Raw genomic sequence first — 22061 nt, forward strand, 5'->3', positions numbered from 1 at the left:
CGGCTCAAAGCCCCCGCCCACCACCTGGGTTTCGCCAAACGGCGCCAACACCGGCGCGAACACCGCCACCAGCACGTAAAGCAGGATCATCAACAAACCGAACTGGGCGCTCAGGGGCGCCCGCCACAGGTGTTTTAACAGGCTCATGGTCTACCCCTTCGGATGCATCAGGCGTGGGTTGCTGGCAATCGACAGCACATCGGCGCTGGTGTTGAGCAGGATGTAGGTCGCGGCGAAGATCAGGCTGCAGGCCTGCACCACCGGAATGTCGCGCTTGGCCACCGAGTCCACCAGCAACTGACCGAGCCCTGGATAGACAAACACCACTTCGACCACCACCACGCCGACCACCAGGTACGCGAGGTTCAATGCCACCACGTTGACGATGGGCGCCAGGGCATTGGGCAAGGCGTGGCGCAAGATGATCCGCGACTGGCTGATGCCCTTGAGCCGGGCCATTTCGATGTAGGGGCTGGCCAGCAGGTTGATCAACGAGGCGCGGGTCATGCGCATCATCTGCGCGATCACCACCAGGCTCAGGGTCGCCACCGGCAACACCGAGCGCTCCAGTACCGTGCCCAACGAAGCGTCCGGCGCCAGGTTGGAAATGCTCGGGAACCAGTTGAGCTTCACCGCGAACACCAGGATCAGGAGGTAGGCAACGAAGAACTCGGGGAACGACACCGCGCTCAGGGCCGAGGTGTTGAGCAAGCGGTCGAACCAGCTGTTGCGGTACAGCGCGGCGAGCATCCCCAGACACAACGCCAGCGGCACCGACACCAGGGCCGCCAGCAAGGCGAGGCTGAAGGTGTTGCCCAAACGCGTACTCACCAGATCGGCGATGGGCCGCTGGTTGGCCAGCGATACACCGAGGTCACCGTGCAACAACTGCCAGATCCAGTGGCCGAAACGGCTCAACGGCGGCAAATCCAGCCCCAGTTGCGCCCGATAGGCCGCCACGGTTTCCGGGGTGGCCGACTGGCCGAGCATGGCCTGGGCGATGTCGCCCGGGAGCATGCCGACGGCCAGGAAGATGATCACTGAAACGGCGAACAGGGACAGCAGGCCTAATGCGAGGCGCTGTCCCAACAGCTTGAAAATACTTCTCATCGTGCAGTTCCTTGAATTGGGCACGCCTTTGAAGACACTAAATTTCTACTGTGGGAGCGGGCTTGCTCGCGAACGCGGCGTGTCAGTCGCCAATTGAGTCAGCTGACAGACTCTATTCGCGAGCAAGCCCGCTCCCACAGTTGATCTTCACCGTTCGATAGATCCCGGTTTACGCCTGCCACCAGCGCTCGATCACCCGCAGGCCATCCAGTTCACCGTAGGGCGCGGTCTGCCCACCGTGAACCACCCGGTTGGAGCGCGCCGCCACGGAACTGGCGAACAGCGGCACGATCGCCCCGCCCTCGTCCCGGCACAGCGCCTGCATTTCGTTGTACATCTCGCGGCGCAGCGGGTCGTTCATTTCGCCGCGAGCGGCGTTGAGCAGTTGATTGAAGCGCGGGTTGTCCCAGTGGGTTTCGTTCCACGCCGCACCTTTGGCGTAGCCGATGCTGAACATGCGGTCGGCGGTCAGGCTGCTGTACCAGAACGAGGTGGTGAAGGGTTGCTTCATCCACACGTTGGAGAAGAAGCCATCGGCCGGCTCGCGCACCACGTCGATGTCGATCCCGGCGGCGCGGGCCTGTTCCTTGAACAGCACCGAGGCGTCCACCGCGCCGGTGTAGGCCGCGTCGGAGGCTTGCAGACGGACCTTGAGCGAATCCAGACCGGCCTTCTTCAGGTAGAAGCGCGATTTGTCCGGATCGTAGGTGCGTTGTTCCAGCGCGGTGTTGATGAAACGGCTGCCGGGCTGGATCGGGTGGTCGTTGCCCACCAGGCCATAGCCGTGCAGCACCGAAGCCAGCAAGGTTTCGCGGTTGATCGCGTGCTTCATCGCCAGGCGCACGTCGTTGTTCAGGAACACCTGGCTGTCGGTGAGCATCGGGAAGGTGTAGTGCTGGGCGCCTTTGGTTTCTTCGATGACCAGGTTCGGGTTGCGCTTAAGCAGCGCGACGGTTTTCAGGTCGACCTTGTTGATCACATCCACTTGCCCGGTGACCAGCGCATTGACCCGTGCCGCGCCGTCGGAGATCGCGATCAACTCGGCGCTGGCGAAGTGCGCGCGGCCCGGTTTCCAGTAATCGGGGCTGCGTTCCAGGGTCATGCGCACGCCCGGTTCGAAGTCCTTGAGGCGATAGCCACCGGTACCAGCGCCGGCCTGCCAGTCCGCCGCGCCGTCCTTGCTCGGCATGATCGCCAGGTGGTAATCGGCAACCACATAGGAGAAGTCGGCGTTGCCCGAGTGCAATTCGAACACCACGCTGTCGCTGCCGTTGGCACTGACTTTGGCCACGTCACCCAGCACGGTCTTGGCCGCCGAGGTGGATTTTTCGCCGAGGTGATGCTGGATCGACGCCACCACGTCCTCGGCGGTCAGGGTCTTGCCATTGTGGAAGGTCACGCCCTGACGAATCTTGAAAGTCCAGACACGCGCGTCCGGGGTCGAGGTCCAGCTTTCGGCCAGTTCGGGGATGGCGCTGCCGTCGACGGCAATTTCGGTCAGGGTGTTATAGACCGCCGAGAAGCCGACGAAGGTGAAGGTGTCGGACCAGGAACCCGGATCTTTCGAGTCCGTGGTGCTGCCACCCGCCAGGCCCAGACGCAACACGCCACCCGGCTTTGGTGTGGCCTCCCCGGCAAAGGCGCCAAACGGCAGCCCCATGGAGAACGCCCCGGCCACCGCCGCGGCTGCCGCGCTGTACTTCAGGAAGTCCCTGCGCGGGAAGCTGAATTCATGGTTCGCTTGAGTAATCTTGTTTTTGTTATCGCTCATTGCATTGCCCCTGATCAAAAAGCTAATGAATTACCGGTTCAAAACCACGCAAGACACCGGGCCAGGGCCCGGTGCATACAACATCTGAATCGCCTACCGTCACACCTGGATCGCCTTCACTTCGACGAACTCGTTGAGTCCCTCCTCACCCCACTCCCGGCCATTGCCCGATTGTTTGTAGCCACCGAACGGCGCCTGGTAATTGAACGCCGCGCCATTGAGGAAGCACTGGCCGGCGCGCATCTGCCGGCCCAGGTGCAAGGCACGCTCGGCACTGCCGGCCCAGACGCCGCTGGACAGGCCGAACGGCGAGTCGTTGGCGATCTGGATGGCCTGTGCTTCATCGGCGTAAGGAATCAGGCACAGCACCGGGCCGAAGATCTCTTCCTGGGCGATGCGCATGCGGTTGTCGACATCGGCGAACAGCGTCGGGCTGACATAGAAGCCGCGCTCGAAGGCTGACGGCGCGTCCCCGCCGCACAGCAGCCGTGCGCCTTCCTGTTGGCCGACCTTGATGTAATCGAGCACGGTGCGTTTTTGCCCCGCGGAACACATAGGTCCCAGGAAGCTTTGTGGGTCGAGGGGATCGCCCATGCGCAGGCTCAGGGTCTCCTGCAGGGCGATTTCCACGGCTTGGGCATAACGGCTGGCCGGCAGCAGCATGCGGGTCAAGGCGGTGCAGGTCTGGCCGGAGTTGATCATCACGTCCTGCACGCCGTAGCGCACGGCCGCGTCCAGGTCCGCATCCTCGGCAATCAGCAGCGGCGATTTGCCGCCCAGTTCCAGGCACACCCGTTTCACCGAAGGCGCCGCCGCTTGCGCAACGCGAACGCCAGCGCCGGTGGAGCCGGTAAACGACACCATGTCCACGTCAGGGTGTTTGGCCAGTGCTTCACCGACTTTCGAGCCCGGCCCGCTGACCAGGTTGAAGACACCGGCTGGCAAGCCGACGTCCTCGATCATCTGCGCCAGCAAGAAGGCATGCAGCGGGGTTTCCTGGCTCGGCTTGACCACCACGGTGCAACCGGCGGCCAGGGCCGGGGCCAGTTTGCCGATCAACTGGTGCAGCGGGTAATTCCACGGGTTGATGAACGCGCAGACACCCACGGCCTCGCGGATCACCAGTGAATTGCCGACTTCGCGCACCTCGTCCATCAGATGAGCCAGTTCGACGTACTGCTCAAGGCCAGCGATCGGCCCGTCGACCTGCACCGAGCGGCACCATTGCACCGGCATGCCCAACTCGGTAGTGATGACCGAGGCCATCTCATCAGCGCGGGCACGCAATTGCCCGGCCAGGGCACGAATGTAACCGGCGCGCACGCTGGAGGGAGTGCGTGACCATGAATCGAAGGCCCGGCGTGCAGCGGCCACGGCGTTTTCGACATCGAGTTCATCACCCAGCGGAACACTGCCGCACACTTCCTCGGTGGCCGGGTTGATCACCTCTGCGATCCCTTGCCCCGACGGCTTTTGCCAGCGCCCATCAATAAACAATGCGTTGTGATTAAGCATTAACCTGGGTCTCCATCAATTCCTGGGCACAACGGGCAATGCGCTGGCAGGCATCGCGCAAGGGTTCGGCGCCGACCACCAGACCGAGTCGAATGTGCCCCGCCGCGCTCGGACCAAAGGCCTCGCCGGCCAATACCGACACACCGTGGCGATCCAGCAGACGGTCGGCAAACGCCTGGGCACTGAGCCCGGTCTGGCGGATATCGAGCATCACGAACATGCCGCCGTCAGGTTTCAACGCCCGCACCCCGGGGCAATCGGCCAGGCTGTCGCACACCAGGTCGCGACGCTGGCGATAGGCTTCGCGCATGGCCTCCAGTTCCGGCAGGTTGCTTTCCAGGGCCACCACGGCAGCGTCCTGAATGAAATCCGGCGAGCCGTAGAGCATGCACAGCGCAAGGTTTTCCAGGTGCGCAGCGAGGGACGGTGGCGCCACCACCCAGCCGACGCGCCAGCCGGTCATGGCGTGGGATTTCGACAGGCTGTTCAGGGTCGCGGTGCGCTCGGCCATGCCCGGCAGGCTCGCCGGGCTGACGTGCTCGCCTTCGAACAGCAGTTCGCTGTAGACCTCGTCGGAAATCAGCCACAGGTCGTGGGCGATGCACAACTCGGCCAGAGCGGCCCAGGTGCTGCGCGGCAGACTGGCGCCGGACGGATTGTGCGGACTGTTCAGCGCCAGGGCCCGGGTGCGTGGCGTGATGCGCTCGGCGACATCTTCAGGCAACACTCGGAAGCCGTTTTCCGAACGCACCGGCACCGGCACCACCACGGCGCCGCAGGCACCGAACACGGCTTCGTAGGTGACGTACATCGGTTCGGCGACGATCACCTCGTCACCCGGGTTGAGCACGCATTGGGCGACGCTGAACAGCGCACATTGCGCCCCGGCCAGCACGGTGACCTGATCGGCCGAAACGCTTTGGCCGCTGCGTTGTTGATGGCGCCTGGCAATGGCCTCACGCAGGGCACGCTTGCCGCGCACCTCGGCGTAATGAGTGTTGCCGCTCAGCAGGCTGTCGATGGCACCCTGCACGATGGGCTGTGGCGTGTCGAAATCCGGATCGCCCACGGACAGCAGCAAAATGTCCTGGCCCTGCTCGCGCAGCGCCAGGGCGCGGTAATGAATATCCCACGCGGCAGCGCCATCACCGGCGATACGTTGAGTCAAATCGGAAAAGCGCATGGCTTCGTCCCCTTCAAATACAGATCAATGCGCACAGGCATGCTTGAGTTCGATCAAGGTCACGCCGTTGCGCTTGAAGCCGTGGTGCAAGTCGGTCTGCAACTCGGCCAGGCTTTGCGGCTGGTTCACCGTGCAACCGAACGCACGCGCGAGGGCGGCGAAATCCGGATTGCGCGGCAGCACGCCGATGGGTTCGATGTCCAGGCCGAGCATGTCGTCGCGGATCTGTCCCAGGGCGTCGTTGTTCCACAGCAGCACCACCAGCGGGCTGTCCAGCTCTTCGACGGCCGTCGCCAGTTCCTGCGCGGTGTAGAGGAAACCGCCGTCGCCGACCAGCACCAGACCGGGCCGTTGCGGTGCGCCGAACTTGGCGCCGATCCCCGCCGGCAAGCCATAACCCAAGGTGCCGTAGCCGGTCGGGTGCAACCAGCTGCGGATGGCCAGGCTGTCAAAGGCGTAGTTACCCGTATACGCAAGCTGGGTCATGTCGGTGCTGATGAAGGCGTTGTCCGGCAGCTCTGCGGCGATACGCTCGAGAATCGCCTGATGGATCGACTGCAACGGGCCATGGCTGGCCTTGACCGCTTCGCGCAACGCGGCAACCGAGGCAATCGCGGGGCCGGCATCACGCACGTCCGATGGCAGGCGCTCAAGCAAACCGCTGAGGGTTTGTTGTGCATCGCCCTGCAAGGCCACTGCGCAGGGGTAGAAGTCGTTGAATTTGCGCGGGTCGATATCGACACGCAGCAGTTCACCCTGGAGCGGCAGGCGTTCGCGCCAGAAGTCGGTGTCGGCCATTTCAGTGCCGACCGCCAGCACCACATCGGCCTCGGCGATCAGGTTCCAGCCCGGTTCCACACACAGGGAGGAGCCTGCGTTGAGCGGCGCATCCGGTGGCAGCAGCCCCTTGCCGGCGACGCTGGTGAACAGTGGCGCAGCGAGGCGCGTGCTGAGTTCACTGAGCTCCTGCACGGCATTGAGTGCACCACCACCGGCGATGATCATCGGCCGTTTCGCGCCTTTGAGTTTGGCCACGGCCTGGTCAAGCGCAGTGGCGGATGCCGGACCACGGCCCGGGCGACGCACCACGTCGTTGCTCCAGTCACGGGCAATCGGTGCCGCCAACACGTCCAGCGGCACCGAGATGTGCACCGGGCGCGGCCGCTCGCTGTCGAACACCGCGTAGGCACGGGCGACCAGTTCCGGCAGGTCTTCGGCGGTCAGCGCCACGGCCGAGAACGCCGTGATCGGCGCGGTCATCGCCCGCTGGTCCTGGCACTCGTGCAGGCTGCCCCAGCCCTTGCCGAGGCTGGCGCTGTGGTTGACGCTGGAAATCACCAGCATCGGAATCGAATCGGCATAGGCCTGGCCGATGCCGGTGGCGGCGTTGGTCACGCCGGGGCCGGTGATGACGAAGCACACGCCGGGTTTGCCGCTGACCCGGGCATAACCATCGGCCATGAAGCTGGCGCCCTGTTCATGACGGGTCAGCACGTGGCGGATGCCGCTGCCGGGCAAGCCGCGATACAGCTCCAGGGTGTGTACGCCGGGGATGCCGAACACGGTATCGACGCCGTAGTTGGCCAACAGGCGCACGAGGGCCTGGCCGCCGGTCAAGGTTTTGCTTTGCATGTTCATGTCCTCACTCGTGGCCGAGGCGAATCAACGCATCGACCGCAATCGTGCCTTGGGCACCGACCAACAATGGGTTCACATCGAGTTCCAGCAGTTGCGCGGCGTTCTCGCAGGCGTAGTCGGCCACGGCGCGGATCGCCGTCACCAGGGCGTCGAGGTCAGCAGACTCGCGGCCACGGAAGCCTTGCAGCAACGGGGCGCTGCGCAAGCTGAGCAAGGCATTGCGGATCGCACCGTCGGTGGTCGGCAGCAACAGGTTGCGACTGTCCTTGAGCAGCTCCACCAGAATGCCGCCGGCACCGATCACCAGCGCGAGGCCGAAATCGTTTTCGCGCTTGATGCCGACAATCAGCTCAGCCAGTGGCGGTCTGGCCATGGGCTCGAGCAACAGTTGATCGAAGGCTACACCCGGGGCGTAGGCGGCAATGCTGGCGCGCATCTTCTCCAGCGCCGCACTCAACGCCGCGCCATCCTTGAGGTTCAGCGCCACGGCGCCGGCCTCGGTCTTGTGCGGCAGCTGTGCGCTGACGGCTTTCAAGACCAGCGGATAACCCAGTGACTCGGCATCCTTCAGGGCCTGGTCCGGGGTGCTCAATACGCCGTTTGGCGTCGGCAGGCCATAGGCTTTCAACGCCTGTTTGGAATCCCATTCATTGAGCAAGCGCCCCTCGCCTTCCAGCGCGTGCGGGCAAAGCGGCACCAGCGCCGATTCACCCAGAGCCAGCAAGGCCTGGCGATTGCACTGATAACCGGCAATGCGGCCCCACGCGGCCAGCCCGTCTTCAACACCCTGCAAGGCCGCGACGCCTTGTGCGTGCAGACGCTCACGGGCATGGGCCGGCAGCAATTCGGGGAAGGCCGAGGTGACGAAACCGGTCTTGCCGTGGCGCTGCAGTGCCGCGCAGTACAGCTCCAGCAGCAGGTCGCACTCCTTGCGCTCGCCGGTGAACTCCGACGGGTAGTCGAGCACCAGCATCGCCGCGTCGGCTTCGGTACGCAGGGCGCTGTCGAGCATGCGATTCAAGGCTTCGCCGTCGCCCCAGATCGCCGTGGTGAAATCCAGCGGGTTGACCAGGTTGGCGTAGGTCGGCAGCACCTGCGCGAGTTCGCCGACCTGTCCTTGATCGAGCTTCGGCAGGCCCAGGTCGTTGCGTTCGGCGTAGTCGGCAATCAGGCCGGCGTCGCCGCCGGAACAGGCCAGTGCGATCAGGCTGTTACCCGCTGGCAGGTTGCCGCAGGCCGCGGCCTTGAGGGTTTCGACAAAACTCACCGGGCCGCTGACACGGATCACCCCGAGACGGTCGAACAGCGCGTCGTACAGCGCATCGGAACCGGACAGCGAACTGGTGTGACTCAAGGCCAGTTCGGCGCCAATCTGCGACACGCCGGTTTTCAGGGCGATGATCGGGATGCCCTTCTCCAGCGCCTTGTGCGCGGCGCGGGCAAAACCCGGCACGTTCTTCAGGCCTTCCAGGTGCAGGCCGATGGCGGTGACCCGCGGTTCGTCGAGCAACACGTCCATCAATTCAGCCACGCCCAGTTGCGCCTGATTGCCCACCGACGCCATGTAGGCCACCGGCAGCGAGCGATCGCTCATGGACAGGTTGTAGGCGAAGTTGCCGCTCTGGGTCAGCACCGCCACGCCCTTCTGCACCGCTTTGCCGCCATGGGCCACCGGCCACAGCGCGCAGCTGTGCAGGTAGTCGAGCAGGCCGTAGCAGTTGGGGCCGAGCAAGGCCATGTCGCCAGCGGCCTCGAGCAATTGCTGTTGCAGGGCCTGGCCTTCGGCGCCGGTTTCGGCGAAGCCGGAGGCGTAGCAGATCGCGCCGCCCGCGCCGATGGCGGCCAGCTCGGCCACGCAGGTCAGGGTCAGTTCGCGGTTGGTGGCGATGAATACCGCGTCCGGGCCGCAAGGCAGCTCGGCAACGCTGCGCACACACGGCACACCTTCAAGATTGTCGTGCTGTGGATTGACCAGCCACATCTGCCCTGGGTAGCCGCCCTCGGCACAGCGCTTGAGGGCGCGCGCCATGCTGCGGCCGCCGACGAACGCCACGTGTTGCGGCGCGAGCATGCGTTTGAGGTTGTCACGAATGGATTGGGACATGGGAATTCTCCGGGCCGGTCAGCGCAGCAGCGGCCGCAGCAGCTCGCGGGAAATGATGTGGCGCTGGATTTCCGAGGTGCCTTCCCAGATCCGCTCGATCCGTGCGTTGCGCCAGATGCGCTCCACCGGACCTTCGTCCATCAGGCCCATGCCGCCGAAAATCTGCACCGCTTCGTCGGCGGTACGGCCGAGCACTTCACTGGCGAACAGCTTGGCCATGCCGGCCTCGCCATCGGTCATGGTGCCCTGGTCCATTTTCCACGCGGTGTGCAGGGTCAGCAGTTCGGCGGCGCGGATCTGCGTGGCCATGTCGGCCAACTTGAACGACACGCCCTGGTAGGTGCCGATCGGCTGGCCGAATTGCTTGCGGTCCGCCGCCCATTGCAGCGACACGTCCAGTGCACGCTGGGCCTGACCGACGCAGTTGGCCGCGACCATCACGCGCCCGGCGGTCAGCCAGGCGTTGGCCACGTCCCAGCCCTTGCCGACTTCGCCCAGCACTTTGCTGGCCGGTACGCGGCAGTCGTCGAAGAACATTTCGAAGGTGTGGTAACCCCGGTTGCTCACGCACTTGGGCCCACGGCGAATGGTCATGCCCGGGGTGTTGCGGTCGACCAGGAACGAGGTCACGGCGTTACGCTTTTTGCCGTTGTGTTCGTAGGTGTCGGTCACGGCAAAGACGATGGCGAAGTCGGCATGCCCGGCGTGGCTGATGAAATGCTTGCTGCCGTTGAGAATGAAGTCGTCGCCCTCACGCACGGCGCGGGTCTTGATCGCATTGGCATCGGAACCGGCACCCGGTTCGGTCAGGGCGAAGCAGTCGATTTTCTCGCCCTGGATGCACGGCAACAGGTAGTCGTTGATCTGGTCGCCGGTGCAGGCCATGAGGATTTTCGACGGCCGTGCGACGAACACGTGCAGCGCCCAGGAGACCTTGGACAGCTCACGCTCGATCAGCGCCTGGGACAGGTAGTCCAGGCCACCACCGCCCACTTCTTCGGGCATGTTGAAGGCGTAGAAGCCGGCGGCGATCGCCTTGCCGCGAATCTGCGCCGCCAGCTCCGGGGACACCTCGTCAGCGCGGTCGACTTGCTCTTCATAGGGCAGCAGTTCCTTCTCGACGAAGCTGCGTACCGAGTCCACCAACATTTCTTGTTCTTGGGTCAGTTGGAAATTCATGCTGCTACCTGTTGTTCGTGTGCTGAAAGAAGTGTGGGAATCAACGACCGACGAAATGTGCCGGACGTTTTTCCATGACGGCGCGCAGGGCTTCGTTGCCGTCCTCACTGCGACCGCAGAGCAGGCCGGCGGCGAGTTCGGCTTGCAGTTGTTCCGCCAGGCTGCGATCGGCGCCTTCGCGCATGAGTTTTTTGGTCTGGGCAAAAGCGAACGTCGGCCCGGCGGCCAGGCGTGCGGCCAGTTCGCTGGTGACCGTCAGCAGTTGATCGTCGGCGCAGACATCGCCGACCAGACCGGCGTCGAGGGCGCGGTCAGCCCCCCACAGTTCATCGAGGAACAGCAGGCGCTTGGCTTTTTCGCTGCCGATCAGGCGCGGCAGGTGCCAACTGGCGCCGGCATCCGGCGAGTACGCCATGCTGGTGTAGCCGGCTTTGAAGCGAGCCGACTGCCCGGCAATGCGCAGGTCGCAGCACAGGGTCAGGTCCATCCCGGCGCCGACAGCGGTGCCGTTGATGGCGGCGATGGTCGGTTTTTCCAGGCTGTGCAGGCGAGTCATCAAGGCGTGGGCGGTCTCGGTCCAGCCGTAGGTTTCCAGTGCACCCCGGGCTTCGGCATCCGCCCATTCATCGAGGTCGGCGCCAGCGCAGAAGCTGCGGCCACTGCCCGTCAATACCACCACACGCACCGCTGGATCGGCGTTGAAAGCATCGAGCAAGGCGTGCAGGTTTTTCAGCGTCGGAACGTCCAGCGCATTGCGCTGGGCAGTGCGATTGAGGGTGATCCAGGCAACGCCTGCTTCGACCTGGCTGAGCAGCGACGATTGAGTGGTCATGGGAATCCTCGAATTATTGTGATTGGTCTGAGGTGATGCGACTTGAGGCCATACTAAACGAGTGTTCAGTAAGGCGGCAATCGGCGGGGAAATGGGCTGTAACAAGCCAAAAAAACCTGTAACACATTGGTTTTATTGAATTATTTATAGATTCACGAGCATAAGCCGCTGGCGTTGTTACAACTTCGAACAACTGGCGACACTGGGTGCGCCGCAGCTTTCCCGCCCACCACAAAACAACTGTGGGAGCGGGCTTGCTCGCTCCCACAGGGGGGGAAGTGTTTAGTTCGAGGTATCAGGCAGTCGGCAAGCTCGGTGCCAGCACGCCCTGACGCTTGCGATGAATCAGGAAGTACGCGCCATAGCACAGCGCAATGAAGCCAAAGCCCCAATACAGCGACGGACGCTGGGTTTCATCCAGGGCCAGGAACACGAACAGCGAGCAGCACAGCGTGATGCACATCAGCGGCAATACCGGGAACCACGGTGCGCGGTACTTCAGGTCGCTGAGTTTGCCGCCGTCACGCAGGTACGCCTTGCGGAACTTGTATTGCGCCAGGGCGATGACGATCCAGGTCACGGTGCCGGACATGCCGCTCACCGCCATCAGCACCATGAACAAGGTGTCGGCGGCAACGAAGCTGGTCATCAGCGATACCAGCGCGAAGCACAAGGTGATGCTCAGGGCACGCAACGGCACGCCACGCTTGCTCAAGGGCGACAGGCTTTTCGGTGCCATGCCGGTTTTCGACATCGCCCACAGGATGCGCGTCGAGGCATAGAGGCCGGAGTTGCCCACCGACAGGATCGCGGTGAGGATCACGAAGTTCATCAGGTCGGCGGCGTAAGGAATGCCAACCATGTCGAACACCTGCACGAACGGGCTTTCCATCAGTCCCGCCTGCTGCCACGGCACGATGGCCGACAGCACGACAATCGCCAGCACGTAGAAAATCAGCACGCGGAACACCACGTTACGCACGGCGCGGGGAATGCTCTTTTCCGGCTGGTCGGTTTCACCGGCGGCCACGCCCATGATCTCGCAACCCTGGAACGCGTAGACCACGGTCATCATCACCGCGAACACGGCGGACAGTCCGTTGGGGAACAGCGAATCGCCGATCAGGTTGGTCGCCATCGGTGCCGGTGCGCCGCTGCTCAGGGGCATCACGCCGAAGATCACCAGCACGCCCACCACGATGAAACCGAGAATGGCCGCGACCTTGATCCCCGAGAACCAGTATTCGGCTTCACCGAAAGCGCGGGTGGCCAGGGCATTGATGCCGAACAGCACCACCACAAACAGCGCGGACCAGTACCAGATCGGCACCGCCGGGAACCAGCGGGTCATCAACATGCCGGCGGCGGTGAATTCCAGGCCGACGGTGGTGGCCCAGCTCATCCAGTACACCCAGCCGATCATGAACCCGGTGGCCGGGCCGATGTACTTGGTGGCGTGGGTCTGGAACGAACCGGACACCGGCATCTGCACCGACAGTTCACCCAGGCAGACCATCACCAGGTACATCAGGAAACCCGCGACCAGATAAGCCAGGATCGCCCCCACCGGGCCGCCCTGGTTGATGGTCACGCCGGAGCCCATGAACAGCCCGGTGCCGATGACGCCGCCCAGGGACAGCATGAAGATGTGCCGGCTCTTGAGAGCGCGGGTCAGCTGTATGCCTTTTTGATGGGTGCTGCGATCAGTGTTTTCGTTCATCTCGGCACCTCAGCAGTGAGTGAGGAGCGCAGCGCGCGACAGGACGTCACGGCGCAGGGAGGGATCAGCTTTACGGCAATTCATTATTATTATCTCCAATAAGCTTCGAAGACCGCGCTGCGGCGGTTGCGTCGATTATTGGAAAGCCATGTAAGTTCGCGTTGACCGTAAAGATCGAAGTTGTACAAAGTCGTAACAAATTTGTACGTCAGCTCTGCAACAGGCCTTTGAGGGTATCGAGCGAGTGCTGCAATTGTTCATCCAGCGCGGGCCTCATGCGCTGGATGTCCGATTCATCGTTGGCCAACGCCAGGGTTTCCAGCGTCCTCAAGGTGCTGGCCAGGGCCCTGAAACCCAGGGAATCGCAGCTGCCGGCCAGACGGTGCGCCAGTTGCGCGACCTCTGTGCAGTCAGCGGCGGCCATGGCCTCATGCAGCGCATCGCGGTGCTGCAGGATAGAATCGCGCAGCACCGCCAGCAGGCCCTGGACCTTTTGCTCACCGAGCAAGGTGCGATGGGTCTGCAACAGCGGCCAGTCCATCGCTTCATCGCTCATCAGCGCCCCGGCGATGTGAGTACGCCCTTCCAGCACCTGGCGCAGGTTTTCCAGCTTCAAGGGCTTGGCCAGGACACCCTCCATACCGGCTTCCAGATAAACGCGCACCAGCGCCGGTTGCACGCTGGCGGTCAGGGCGAAAATGCGCGTATGGCGATTCGGCCCGTCGCTGTGACGGATCTGCCGGCATAACTCGACACCGCTGATGCCCGGCAGATGCACGTCCAGCAACAGCAAGTCGAAAACCTGCGTCGCGCAGTGTTGCAGCGCCTGCTCCGCGTCGTCGGCGAGCCACACCCGGTGGCCGTCGCGCTGCAGCAACCCCTTGGCCACTTCGCGGTTGAGCGCCACGTCTTCGACCACCAGGATATCCAGTGCCGGCCCCGCCGCCCGAACCGGCGGGGCCTCAGCCACGCCGCTGGCCGGCTGCAATGACAGCTCGAACCAGAAGCAACTGCCGCGCCCCTCTTCGCTGTCCACACCGATGCAGCCGCCCATCTGCTCCACCAGGTGTTTGCAGATCGCCAATCCCAACCCGGTGCCGCCAAAACGTTGCGCGACTTCTTCGCTGGCCTGGGTGAAACGCTCGAAAATCTTTGCCTGCATCGCCGGGGCAATGCCGATGCCGTCGTCAGTGACACTGACCCGCAGCCGCTGTCCCATTTGTTCGCCGGTTTCGCTGAGAAGCGCCACCTGGACACTGACTTCGCCGCCCTCGGTGAACTTGATCGCGTTGGCCAACAGGTTGCTCAGCACCTGGCGCAGGAATTGCTCGGCGCCGTGGTGATGGTCGGCAATCCGCTGGTCGACCCGGCAACTGAGGATCGTGTCGTTGTTCAAGGCTCGCGGCTCCAGCAGCGTCAGCACCTCGTCGAGCAACTGGCGCAACGAGAAATCCACCGGTTCGGGGTGGCTGACGCCCTCCTCCAGCTTGGCGAAATACAGCACTTCGTTAAGGATCGTCAGCAAGCCTTCGCCGGCCTTGTGCAAGGCATCCAGGCGTTTGCCGTCCTGGGCATCCAGGCGCGCGCCGCGCAGCAATTCGGCCATGCCGAGGATGCCGTTGAGGGGCGTGCGCAGTTCGTGGCTCATGGTCGCCAGGAACCGCGACTTGGCAAGGTTGGCCGCTTCCGCTTCATCCTTGGCGCGCATCAGGCTGGCGGTGCGGCGCTCGACCATTTTCAGCAGCTCGTCGCGGTTGTCCTGCAAGGCCAGGCGATCGCTTTCCCGGCGCTCGATGTCGTGCAGGATCGCCCGGCGCATATCGTCCAGGGCATGGGCCACGGTGTCGATTTCGTCGCTGCCGCGGCGCTTGTCCAGTTGCAGGGGTTCCTGCCATTCACCGGCGGCGATGCGCCGGGCGAACTCGGCCATGACTTTCAGGTGTCGGGTCACCAGGCGATAAAACAAGCCCGACAACGCCACGGCCAGACCGCAGAGAAACACCGCCATCCACAACAGGCTGGTCAAACCGGTGGCGTAGAGACGCTGGTACACCGCGCCCAGATCGGTGCTGACTTCCAGTTCACCCAGGTTACGCAACGGGCCGGACGGCGGCTGATAGTCCAGGGCAAAGCGCTCGATGCGCAGCGGCCCGACCGGCTCGGGATTGCCCTGTATCAGGTCGAAATCGGCGCTGGTCAAGTGCACCCGCGCGACGTCGGAGAAGTCCACCAGCCCGCGCAACTGCACGTTCAGCTGCTCCTGGTTCAAGTCCCACAGGCTGCGTTCCAGGCTGGCCAGGTAGCCGGCGCGGATCAGTTCCATGCGCGAATCGATGTCGCGCATTTCCCGTCGATACTCGATGTACAGTTGCACGCTGCTGGCCAGCACGGTGAAGCACAGGCTGAACAACAGAATGAACAGCAACAGGCGCCGCAACAGTCCACCGGGACGCGCGCGAATCATTGCGCATCCGCCGGCAGGTTGATCATGTCGCGGTAGGTCACTTCGCTTTGATTGAGCCAGCGTTCGATATCGCCGGCATCGACCATGCGCTGCAATTGCGCGTTGATCTCGGGCATGCGATTGGCCAAGGGCGAGCGCCGCGACACGGCAACCCGCAGATAGTCCACGCTCAAGGCTTTGGGCAAGGCGACGATGTCCTGGCCGCCGGGCAGGTTTTCCACGTACAACTGGCCGGTGCGCCGCTCCTGGGTGATGAAGTCGATGCGCCCGCGAATCAGCTTGCCGAAGTTCTGGTGGCTGTCGGACACCCATTCGATGTTGTTGTTGCGCGCGACCATGCGATCGAACTCCACACCGTAGCTTTCGCCGAACAACAGGCCGCCACGGTAATGGGCCAGGTCATCCAGTTGCTCGAATTTCACCGGGTGTTGACGGTTGATGAACAGCGCCACTTCTTCACGCAATACCGGCACCGTCGAGAACAGCATGCTCTGCTCCCGTTGCGCGGTGCTGTAGGCCAGCACCACATCGACCCGACCTTCGGCGGCGTCCAGCAGGCAGCGTTTCCAGTTGCCCAGCACGACCATCTCGACTTCGTACCCCAACTGACCGAACAGGTTTTTCACCACGCTCGGCGCCAGGCCACGCACCTGTTTGCCATCGCTCCAGGAGACCGGCGGGTACACCGGGTAATCGCAATAGCGAACCTTGTCCGCCGCAACGCCCTGGCCGGCCACCAGCAGCGCCAGCAGGCAAAGCCATCGCGCCATCCGGTTCAGGCCGCTACGCCGGCGGTGAACAGGTAACCGGCGCCGTGAATGGTGATGATCAACTGCGGTTCGGCCGGATCGTCGTGCAGTTTGCGACGCAGGCGCCCGACCAGCACGTCGATGGAGCGGTCGTTGGGCACCCATTCGCGGTTGCGGATCTGGCTGAGGGTGTGGCCGCTGTTGCGCAGGAACACGCTGAGCAACTGGTATTCGCCGTGGGTCAGCAGGGTTTCGTTGCCCGATGGATCGATCAGGCGACGGCGGTCGGTGTCCAGCGAATTGCTCTGGACGGGGTGATTGAGGGTGTTCCCCGCAGCGACTGCTTCGACCAAACCGAGCAGAGAACAGTGAGTAGTCATGCGAGCCCTCGAATTAGTGTGATTGGTCAGAGGTGATGTGTCTGAGGTCAGACTAAGCACGCGTTCAGAAAAGTGGGAGATGGTGTCGACTGAAACAGCTTAAAGCAAACTATCTACTGTGCTCATGGTTTTTTTGTGAAAGATGGATTTGGAGACGATCGCGCTGTTACAACTATGAACAACTGGAGACACGCTCATACTACAACACACAACCTCGTATGAACCAGGCTTGCCGGCGAAGGTGATCTCAAGAGCGCTTTCGCCGGCAGCCTGGCTCATACAGGTTATTACCCATAGGGAATGTGCTTGATGTTCAGAGCCGAACCTTCGGCAAGCTCGGCGCCAACACGCCTTCGCGCTTACGATGGGTTGGAGAACTCCCAGGCAGATTGGCAGCAATAACTATCGTGCCCAATATGCCTGTACTCGTTTTTTACATCAGGACTTTGGAGAAAGAAGCATATACCCTCTGCTCTCTCCGGTTGTACCGGGACGCTTCATTGAATCATACAGCTCTGCCAAGGGCACCCAAGGATCATCGCCATATTTATAATTTGCATGTTCAACAAGATGAAGATAACAACGACCTTCCTCATCAACCCTCATTTTGTCAACGTATGTAAAATGCCCAGTATTTTTACTAGTAAAGTGGGGTGCATATTGATCTAGAGGCTGCTCGACCTTTCCCAATTGATACAACTGCGCCCCACCAAAGTTCACGATCAACCTCTTCCCATCTAACTGATTTAACTGTTTTGCAAAATCCTCAAAAGAGGTGTTGGGAACTGGAAAATATTCCGCGCCCCATGAGATACCACAACCATCAAGGAGGCGACCACCAATGTTTGTTAATTGCTGTAGACTGAAGCCATCCGTAAATACATGTGCTCGCTCTTCATCGGTTAAGAACCCAATGGCAAAATCCAACTTGTCGACAACAGTTGCCTGCGCGATAAAATTCGGCGCCAATAGATCATGCACAGCAGCTAAAAAAGAAGTGAGATGGCAAGTCCTGGGCGTTGGTTGCGTGTAGCTCAGGGCTGTGACAGAGTTACCACTTGATAGATCCACCTCATACGCTGAGGGCTCTATTGCGAACTGCAGGGCTTTTTCATTTTCAAGTTGGTAAAGCGCTCTGCGTATTTCATTAAACACTGCTGGCTGAGCTCTCCAAAGCGTCCCTGCCCCGCTATTTTTTGCGGATGCAAAGTTCGAGTTATCAATGGCTATACTGGGTAACGACTTTGACTTTGATAATGGTGCGAAGCCCTTACTGGCATTCGAAGCCGATACGAGTTCTCGAGAAATAACACCAGGCACTTCGGTAGATGAGAGCTTTGATGAATCAACAGCAGGAAGCTTAACTGTAGAATTAAATGCTATGGGCATTATATCTCCTGAAACAGGTTGTTTTGCTTTTTTGTACAGGCGTAGACGCTGGCGCCCTCGCATTAACACATGAACCATCTAACGAGTCTTCAAAGCATTTCATAACATTTCGAAATCCTGCTAATGACTCAGACAGTTTTTCCATGCACAACAATAAGTTAGCGCAACCTGCTGCATGAAGCTCCTGAAAGAAAATTACATTTTATTGCATCAACAAAAACCAAGTGCACGCGTGACATCTGTAGTTATATGTGGCTAGTTTTGATAGGCCTGTAGTACGCCAATGAAAATCACGCCGCCACGCCGGCGGTGAACAGGTAACCGGCGCCGTGAATGGTGATGATCAACTGCGGTTCGGCCGGATCGTCGTGCAATTTGCGACGCAGGCGTCCGACCAGCACGTCGATGGAACGGTCGTTGGGCACCCATTCGCGGTTGCGGATCTGGTCCATCAATTGATCGCGGCTGAGGGTGTGGCCGCTGTTGCGCAGGAACACGCTGAGCAACTGGTATTCGCCGTGGGTCAGCAGGGTTTCGTTGCCCGATGGATCGATCAGGCGACGGCGGTCGGTGTCCAGTGCCCAATCGGCGAACTGCTTGACCGGTTTGGCCTGCGCAACGGCTGGCTGTGGTATCTGCGCATGACGTACCCGGCGAATCAGGTTTTTCGCCCGGGACACCAGTTCCCTTGGATTGAGGGGTTTGATCACATAGTCATCGGCGCCGCATTCGAGGCCGACGATGCGGTCGATTTCATCGTTACGCCCGGTGATCAGGATGATCCCGACCTCCGAACGCACCCGTAGCTCGCGGGTCAGGGTCAGACCGTCCTTGCCCGGCAGGCGGATGTCGAGCATCACCAGGTCGACGGACTGGCTGGCGAGGAAGGTTTCAGCCAGTTCCGCCGTGGCGGCGCAATGGACGTCGTAGCCTTCCTGGGACAGGTAGGCATGCAGCAGATCGCGAATCAGCGGATCGTCATCGACGATCAGTACCCGAGGAGTCATCGCTTGGTGTCCGGCTCAGGCCCGAAGGCCAGTTTCTTATTAGAGTGTTTTCCCGCATCGGCGCCAGAGAGTATCCAGTGTTGAACAACTGATCAACAGTCGCTCGTCTGCACGCAAAAGCGCTGGCGTCCACCGGCCCGCAAACCATCGACCCAGGCCTCGCAAATCTGGATGCCCTGTTCCGGGGTAAAGGTCCCGGGGTTCAGCCCGGACTCCAGCCACAGGCCGTCGAGCAAGGCGCTGAGGCTGATGGCGGCAAGGTCGGCGTCGAAGTTTTCCCACCCCTCCTCCTGGGCCAATTCCGCCAGCACCTTGCGCAGGATGGCGCGATACTCGCCATAGGAATGATCGTGGGCCTTGTTGATCGCCTCGGCGGTTTTCACCGCGCCCCAGAACGCCAGCCAGGCATCGATCAGTTGCGGATCGAGCAGTTCAGCGGAAAACGAACCGCGGAAAAACGCCGACAAACGCTCCCGGGCATTCGGTGCGGCCTGCTCCATGGCGTCGCGCAGCAGGGTCATGACCCGCCCGGTGATTGCCATGTAGGCCTCGGCCACCAGTTCATCCTTGCCGGAATAGTGATGGCTGATCAGTCCCACCGAGACCCCGGCCTCGGCGGATATCTTGCGGATCGACGCACCCTGGAAGCCGTGACGCTTGAGGCACACCAGCGTCGCCTCGATCAGGTTGGCTTTGCGCAGCTCCGGTTCCATGCGGGAAAAACGGGCTTCCTGGTTCATGGGCGACACGCTCCTTGGTTCAATCGTTTGGGCCGGCGCGGGTTGGCGGCGGGCTGAACGACTGTACAGCAAGAGTGGGCCTTGTCTCCAGTCAGATGGACCGCGGCGCCTGCTTCGCGAGCAAGCCCGCTCCCACAGGGTTTTGCGTACGGTGCAAATCTCCTGTGGGAGCGGGCTTGCTCGCGAAGAGGCCAGTTCAAACAACATAGGGTCTGGATCAGTCCCGATACCCCGGCGCCACCCGATCCAGCATCCGCAACAACGCCGCCCACGCCAGTTGCATGGCATCCGGATCGTTCAACTCGCCTTCCTCCAACGGCCGCCCCGGATCATTGAACTGGCGCTCGGTATGCGCGCAGACCTCATGCGACGGCAGAACAACTTCACCGGCCGCTTGCGCGGCCAACTGGATTTCGCAGGCTTTTTCCAGGTAGTACATGCGCAGGAACGCCTGGCTCACCGTCTCGCCGACCGTCAGCAAGCCATGGTTGCGCAGCATCAGGACCGATTTGTCGCCCAGGTCCGCCACCAGCCGTTGTTGCTCGCTCAGGTCCAGCGCCACCCCTTCGTAGTCGTGATAGGCAACCCGGCCGTAGAACTCCATGGAAATCTGATTGACCGGCAACAACCCGCACTTCAACGCCGCCACCGCACACCCGGACTTGGTGTGGGTGTGCAGCACGCACTGCGCATCTTCACGGGCGCCATGAATGGCGCTGTGGATCACGAAACCCGCCGGGTTGACCGGGTATGGCGATGGCTCCACAGCGTGGCCATCGAGGTCGATTTTCACCAGGTTGGACGCGGTGATTTCGTCGAACATCAGCCCATAGGGGTTGATCAGAAAGTGATGCTCCGGCCCCGGAATGCGCACCGAAATGTGGGTGAAGATCAGGTCGGTCATGCGAAAGTGCGCAATCAGGCGGTAGCAGGCCGCCAGTTCTTCACGCAGGCGCTGCTCGGTGGCGCTGCGTTCAGGGGCCAGGTGGCTGGCGATTTTATTCATTGTCGTGGTTCTCCAGGCTGATCGGCTGGGCAGACAGTAAGGCTGGACGCTTGCACACGTCCAGCCATGCGCATTTATTTACTGGCCCAGGCATTGAAGCGCTCTTCCAGCTCTTCGCCATGGTCGACCCAGAAGCCAACGTTCATCGCCAGCGCGCCCTTGAGGTTCTGCGGCGCCGTAGGCACCCATTGCGCCAGTTTGTCGTCCAGCCGTGCGGCGGCCTGGATGTTGGTCGGGCCGTAGGGGATCTGCTGCACGTAGTTGACCTGGGCGTCCGGCTGATTGGCGAAGGCGATGAATCGCTTGGCCTGATCCACGTGCCTGGAGCCTTTGATGATCGCCCAGTAATCCATGCCGTACAGGCTGCCGGGCCAGACCAGGCCGAGGTGACTGCCTTTCTGCGCGGCGTCGGCGATGCGTCCGCTGTAGGTCGAGGTCATCACCACGTCGCCGGCGGTCAGCCACTGCGGCGGTTGCGCGCCGGCTTCCCACCACTGGATGTACGGCTTGAGTTCAGTGAGTTTGGCGAATGCCCGGTCCACGCCTTGCGGGGTACCGAGTACTGTGTAGACGTCTTCGGTTTTCACGCCGTCCGCGAGCAAGGCGAATTCCAGGTTGTACACCGCGCGTTTGCGCAGCCCGCGCTTGCCGGGGGTTTTCTTCACGTCCCAGAAGTCTGCCCAGGAGGTCGGGGCCTGGGCCAGTTTGTCGGTGTCGTAGGCAATCGCCACGCTCCACACCAGTGCGGCGGAACCGCATTCCTGTGCCGCATCGGGGATCAACTGGTCGGCGTGGCCCAGGCGCGTCCAGTCCAGGCGCTCGTACATACCCTCCTCGCAGCCACGCATCAGGTCCGGGCCTTCGATCTGCACCACGTCCCAGTCGACGTTGCCGGTGTCGACCATCACTTTGATCTTGGCCATCTCGCCGTTGTATTCGCTCTGGATCACCTTGCTTTGATCCACGGCGGCGAAGGGTTGAAAGAACGCCACGTCCTGGGCTTTTTGTCCGGCTCCGCCGTATCCGACCACCACCATGTCCGATGCTGCCTGAGCGCTGCCCAGGCCCATGGCCACGGACAACACCAAGGGATAAAAACCGTGCTTGAGCGTGTGCGATTTCATCAAGGGTTCCTCTTGCAGGTGCCGCCCGGACAGAGGCCGGTGCAGCCCTTTTTATTGTTGTGAGGTACGGCCCGAGAGCGGGCTCGAAATGAAATTACTCCACGCCGCAGTAAAAAAACAAGTTGATTTTTTACTGAAGGTAAATTTCTA

The 22061-nt window shown here is 62.0% G+C and carries 16 protein-coding genes and 2 pseudogenes; all 18 read right to left on the bottom strand.

The genetic code is table 11. From position 1 onward, the window contains the following. Nucleotides 1-147: pseudogene (locus AC3WN7_RS06595) on the bottom strand (ABC transporter permease); the annotation flags it as partial. Nucleotides 148-150: 3 nt separating this feature from the next. Next, nucleotides 151-1110 (bottom strand): ABC transporter permease, encoded by a 960-nt coding sequence (locus AC3WN7_RS06600; RefSeq protein WP_102673532.1) that lies wholly within the window; start codon nt 1108-1110, stop codon nt 151-153. Between the two features lie 169 nt (nt 1111-1279). After that, nucleotides 1280-2881 (bottom strand): ABC transporter substrate-binding protein, encoded by a 1602-nt coding sequence (locus AC3WN7_RS06605; RefSeq protein WP_102673533.1) that lies wholly within the window; start codon nt 2879-2881, stop codon nt 1280-1282. A gap of 99 nt (nt 2882-2980) precedes the next feature. Next, the gene (locus AC3WN7_RS06610) at nt 2981-4396 is read right to left on the bottom strand and encodes an aldehyde dehydrogenase family protein (protein WP_102673534.1); all 1416 of its coding nucleotides are present in this window, start codon (nt 4394-4396) and stop codon (nt 2981-2983) included. Further along, nucleotides 4389-5579 (bottom strand): pyridoxal phosphate-dependent aminotransferase, encoded by a 1191-nt coding sequence (locus tag AC3WN7_RS06615; protein ID WP_102673535.1) that lies wholly within the window; start codon nt 5577-5579, stop codon nt 4389-4391. The genes AC3WN7_RS06610 and AC3WN7_RS06615 overlap by 8 nt, the downstream gene beginning before the upstream one ends. A gap of 24 nt (nt 5580-5603) precedes the next feature. After that, nucleotides 5604-7211, bottom strand: coding sequence for a 5-guanidino-2-oxopentanoate decarboxylase (locus AC3WN7_RS06620; protein WP_102673628.1), 1608 nt, complete (start codon nt 7209-7211; stop codon nt 5604-5606). A 10-nt stretch (nt 7212-7221) separates the two neighbouring features. Next, nucleotides 7222-9321 (bottom strand): acetate--CoA ligase family protein, encoded by a 2100-nt coding sequence (locus AC3WN7_RS06625; protein WP_102673536.1) that lies wholly within the window; start codon nt 9319-9321, stop codon nt 7222-7224. A gap of 18 nt (nt 9322-9339) precedes the next feature. Next, a complete protein-coding gene (locus tag AC3WN7_RS06630) occupies nt 9340-10500 on the bottom strand; it encodes an acyl-CoA dehydrogenase family protein (RefSeq protein ID WP_007981552.1) in 1161 nt (386 codons plus the stop codon). A 40-nt stretch (nt 10501-10540) separates the two neighbouring features. Beyond that, nucleotides 10541-11332, bottom strand: a complete 792-nt coding sequence (locus tag AC3WN7_RS06635) for an enoyl-CoA hydratase/isomerase family protein (protein WP_102673537.1) — start codon at nt 11330-11332, stop codon at nt 10541-10543. Nucleotides 11333-11627: 295 nt separating this feature from the next. Further along, on the bottom strand, nt 11628-13052 hold the full coding sequence (locus AC3WN7_RS06640) for an amino acid permease (RefSeq protein ID WP_102673538.1): 1425 nt from the start codon (nt 13050-13052) through the stop codon (nt 11628-11630). Between the two features lie 208 nt (nt 13053-13260). Further along, the gene (locus AC3WN7_RS06645) at nt 13261-15516 is read right to left on the bottom strand and encodes an ATP-binding protein (protein ID WP_102673539.1); all 2256 of its coding nucleotides are present in this window, start codon (nt 15514-15516) and stop codon (nt 13261-13263) included. Further along, on the bottom strand, nt 15513-16286 hold the full coding sequence (locus AC3WN7_RS06650; RefSeq protein ID WP_095967100.1) for a substrate-binding periplasmic protein: 774 nt from the start codon (nt 16284-16286) through the stop codon (nt 15513-15515). Before AC3WN7_RS06650 ends, AC3WN7_RS06645 begins: the two co-directional genes overlap by 4 nt. 5 nt (nt 16287-16291) lie before the next feature. After that, nucleotides 16292-16561: pseudogene (locus tag AC3WN7_RS06655) on the bottom strand (winged helix-turn-helix domain-containing protein); the annotation flags it as partial. Nucleotides 16562-17083: 522 nt separating this feature from the next. Continuing rightward, entirely contained in the window at nt 17084-18034 is a 951-nt protein-coding gene (locus AC3WN7_RS06660; protein ID WP_141249790.1) for a hypothetical protein, read from the bottom strand. Nucleotides 18035-18324: 290 nt separating this feature from the next. Then, nucleotides 18325-19041 carry a response regulator gene (locus AC3WN7_RS06665; protein WP_095967099.1) on the bottom strand — a complete coding sequence of 239 codons (717 nt, stop codon included), beginning with the start codon at nt 19039-19041 and terminating at the stop codon, nt 18325-18327. Nucleotides 19042-19133: 92 nt separating this feature from the next. Next, entirely contained in the window at nt 19134-19781 is a 648-nt protein-coding gene (locus tag AC3WN7_RS06670; protein WP_095967098.1) for a TetR family transcriptional regulator C-terminal domain-containing protein, read from the bottom strand. Nucleotides 19782-19998: 217 nt separating this feature from the next. Next, nucleotides 19999-20787 (bottom strand): class II aldolase/adducin family protein, encoded by a 789-nt coding sequence (locus AC3WN7_RS06675; protein WP_102673540.1) that lies wholly within the window; start codon nt 20785-20787, stop codon nt 19999-20001. A gap of 74 nt (nt 20788-20861) precedes the next feature. Further along, a complete protein-coding gene (locus AC3WN7_RS06680; RefSeq protein ID WP_102673541.1) occupies nt 20862-21911 on the bottom strand; it encodes an ABC transporter substrate-binding protein in 1050 nt (349 codons plus the stop codon). Nucleotides 21912-22061 lie beyond the last annotated feature (150 nt).

Source organism: Pseudomonas sp. FW305-70 (genome assembly GCF_058783925.1).

Excerpts from the sequence above, each read along its gene's own strand:
- AC3WN7_RS06680 (WP_102673541.1), bottom strand. The coding sequence starts at position 21,911 with ATGAAATCGCACACGCTCAAGCACGGTTTTTATCCCTTGGTGTTGTCC.
- AC3WN7_RS06645 (WP_102673539.1), bottom strand. The coding sequence starts at position 15,516 with ATGATTCGCGCGCGTCCCGGTGGACTGTTGCGGCGCCTGTTGCTGTTC.
- AC3WN7_RS06675 (WP_102673540.1), bottom strand. The coding sequence starts at position 20,787 with ATGAATAAAATCGCCAGCCACCTGGCCCCTGAACGCAGCGCCACCGAG.
- AC3WN7_RS06625 (WP_102673536.1), bottom strand. The coding sequence starts at position 9,321 with ATGTCCCAATCCATTCGTGACAACCTCAAACGCATGCTCGCGCCGCAA.
- AC3WN7_RS06620 (WP_102673628.1), bottom strand. The coding sequence starts at position 7,211 with ATGCAAAGCAAAACCTTGACCGGCGGCCAGGCCCTCGTGCGCCTGTTG.
- AC3WN7_RS06600 (WP_102673532.1), bottom strand. The coding sequence starts at position 1,110 with ATGAGAAGTATTTTCAAGCTGTTGGGACAGCGCCTCGCATTAGGCCTG.
- AC3WN7_RS06650 (WP_095967100.1), bottom strand. The coding sequence starts at position 16,286 with ATGGCGCGATGGCTTTGCCTGCTGGCGCTGCTGGTGGCCGGCCAGGGC.
- AC3WN7_RS06640 (WP_102673538.1), bottom strand. The coding sequence starts at position 13,052 with ATGAACGAAAACACTGATCGCAGCACCCATCAAAAAGGCATACAGCTG.
- AC3WN7_RS06665 (WP_095967099.1), bottom strand. The coding sequence starts at position 19,041 with ATGACTCCTCGGGTACTGATCGTCGATGACGATCCGCTGATTCGCGAT.
- AC3WN7_RS06670 (WP_095967098.1), bottom strand. The coding sequence starts at position 19,781 with ATGAACCAGGAAGCCCGTTTTTCCCGCATGGAACCGGAGCTGCGCAAA.
- AC3WN7_RS06605 (WP_102673533.1), bottom strand. The coding sequence starts at position 2,881 with ATGAGCGATAACAAAAACAAGATTACTCAAGCGAACCATGAATTCAGC.
- AC3WN7_RS06615 (WP_102673535.1), bottom strand. The coding sequence starts at position 5,579 with ATGCGCTTTTCCGATTTGACTCAACGTATCGCCGGTGATGGCGCTGCC.
- AC3WN7_RS06660 (WP_141249790.1), bottom strand. The coding sequence starts at position 18,034 with ATGCCCATAGCATTTAATTCTACAGTTAAGCTTCCTGCTGTTGATTCA.
- AC3WN7_RS06630 (WP_007981552.1), bottom strand. The coding sequence starts at position 10,500 with ATGAATTTCCAACTGACCCAAGAACAAGAAATGTTGGTGGACTCGGTA.
- AC3WN7_RS06635 (WP_102673537.1), bottom strand. The coding sequence starts at position 11,332 with ATGACCACTCAATCGTCGCTGCTCAGCCAGGTCGAAGCAGGCGTTGCC.
- AC3WN7_RS06610 (WP_102673534.1), bottom strand. The coding sequence starts at position 4,396 with ATGCTTAATCACAACGCATTGTTTATTGATGGGCGCTGGCAAAAGCCG.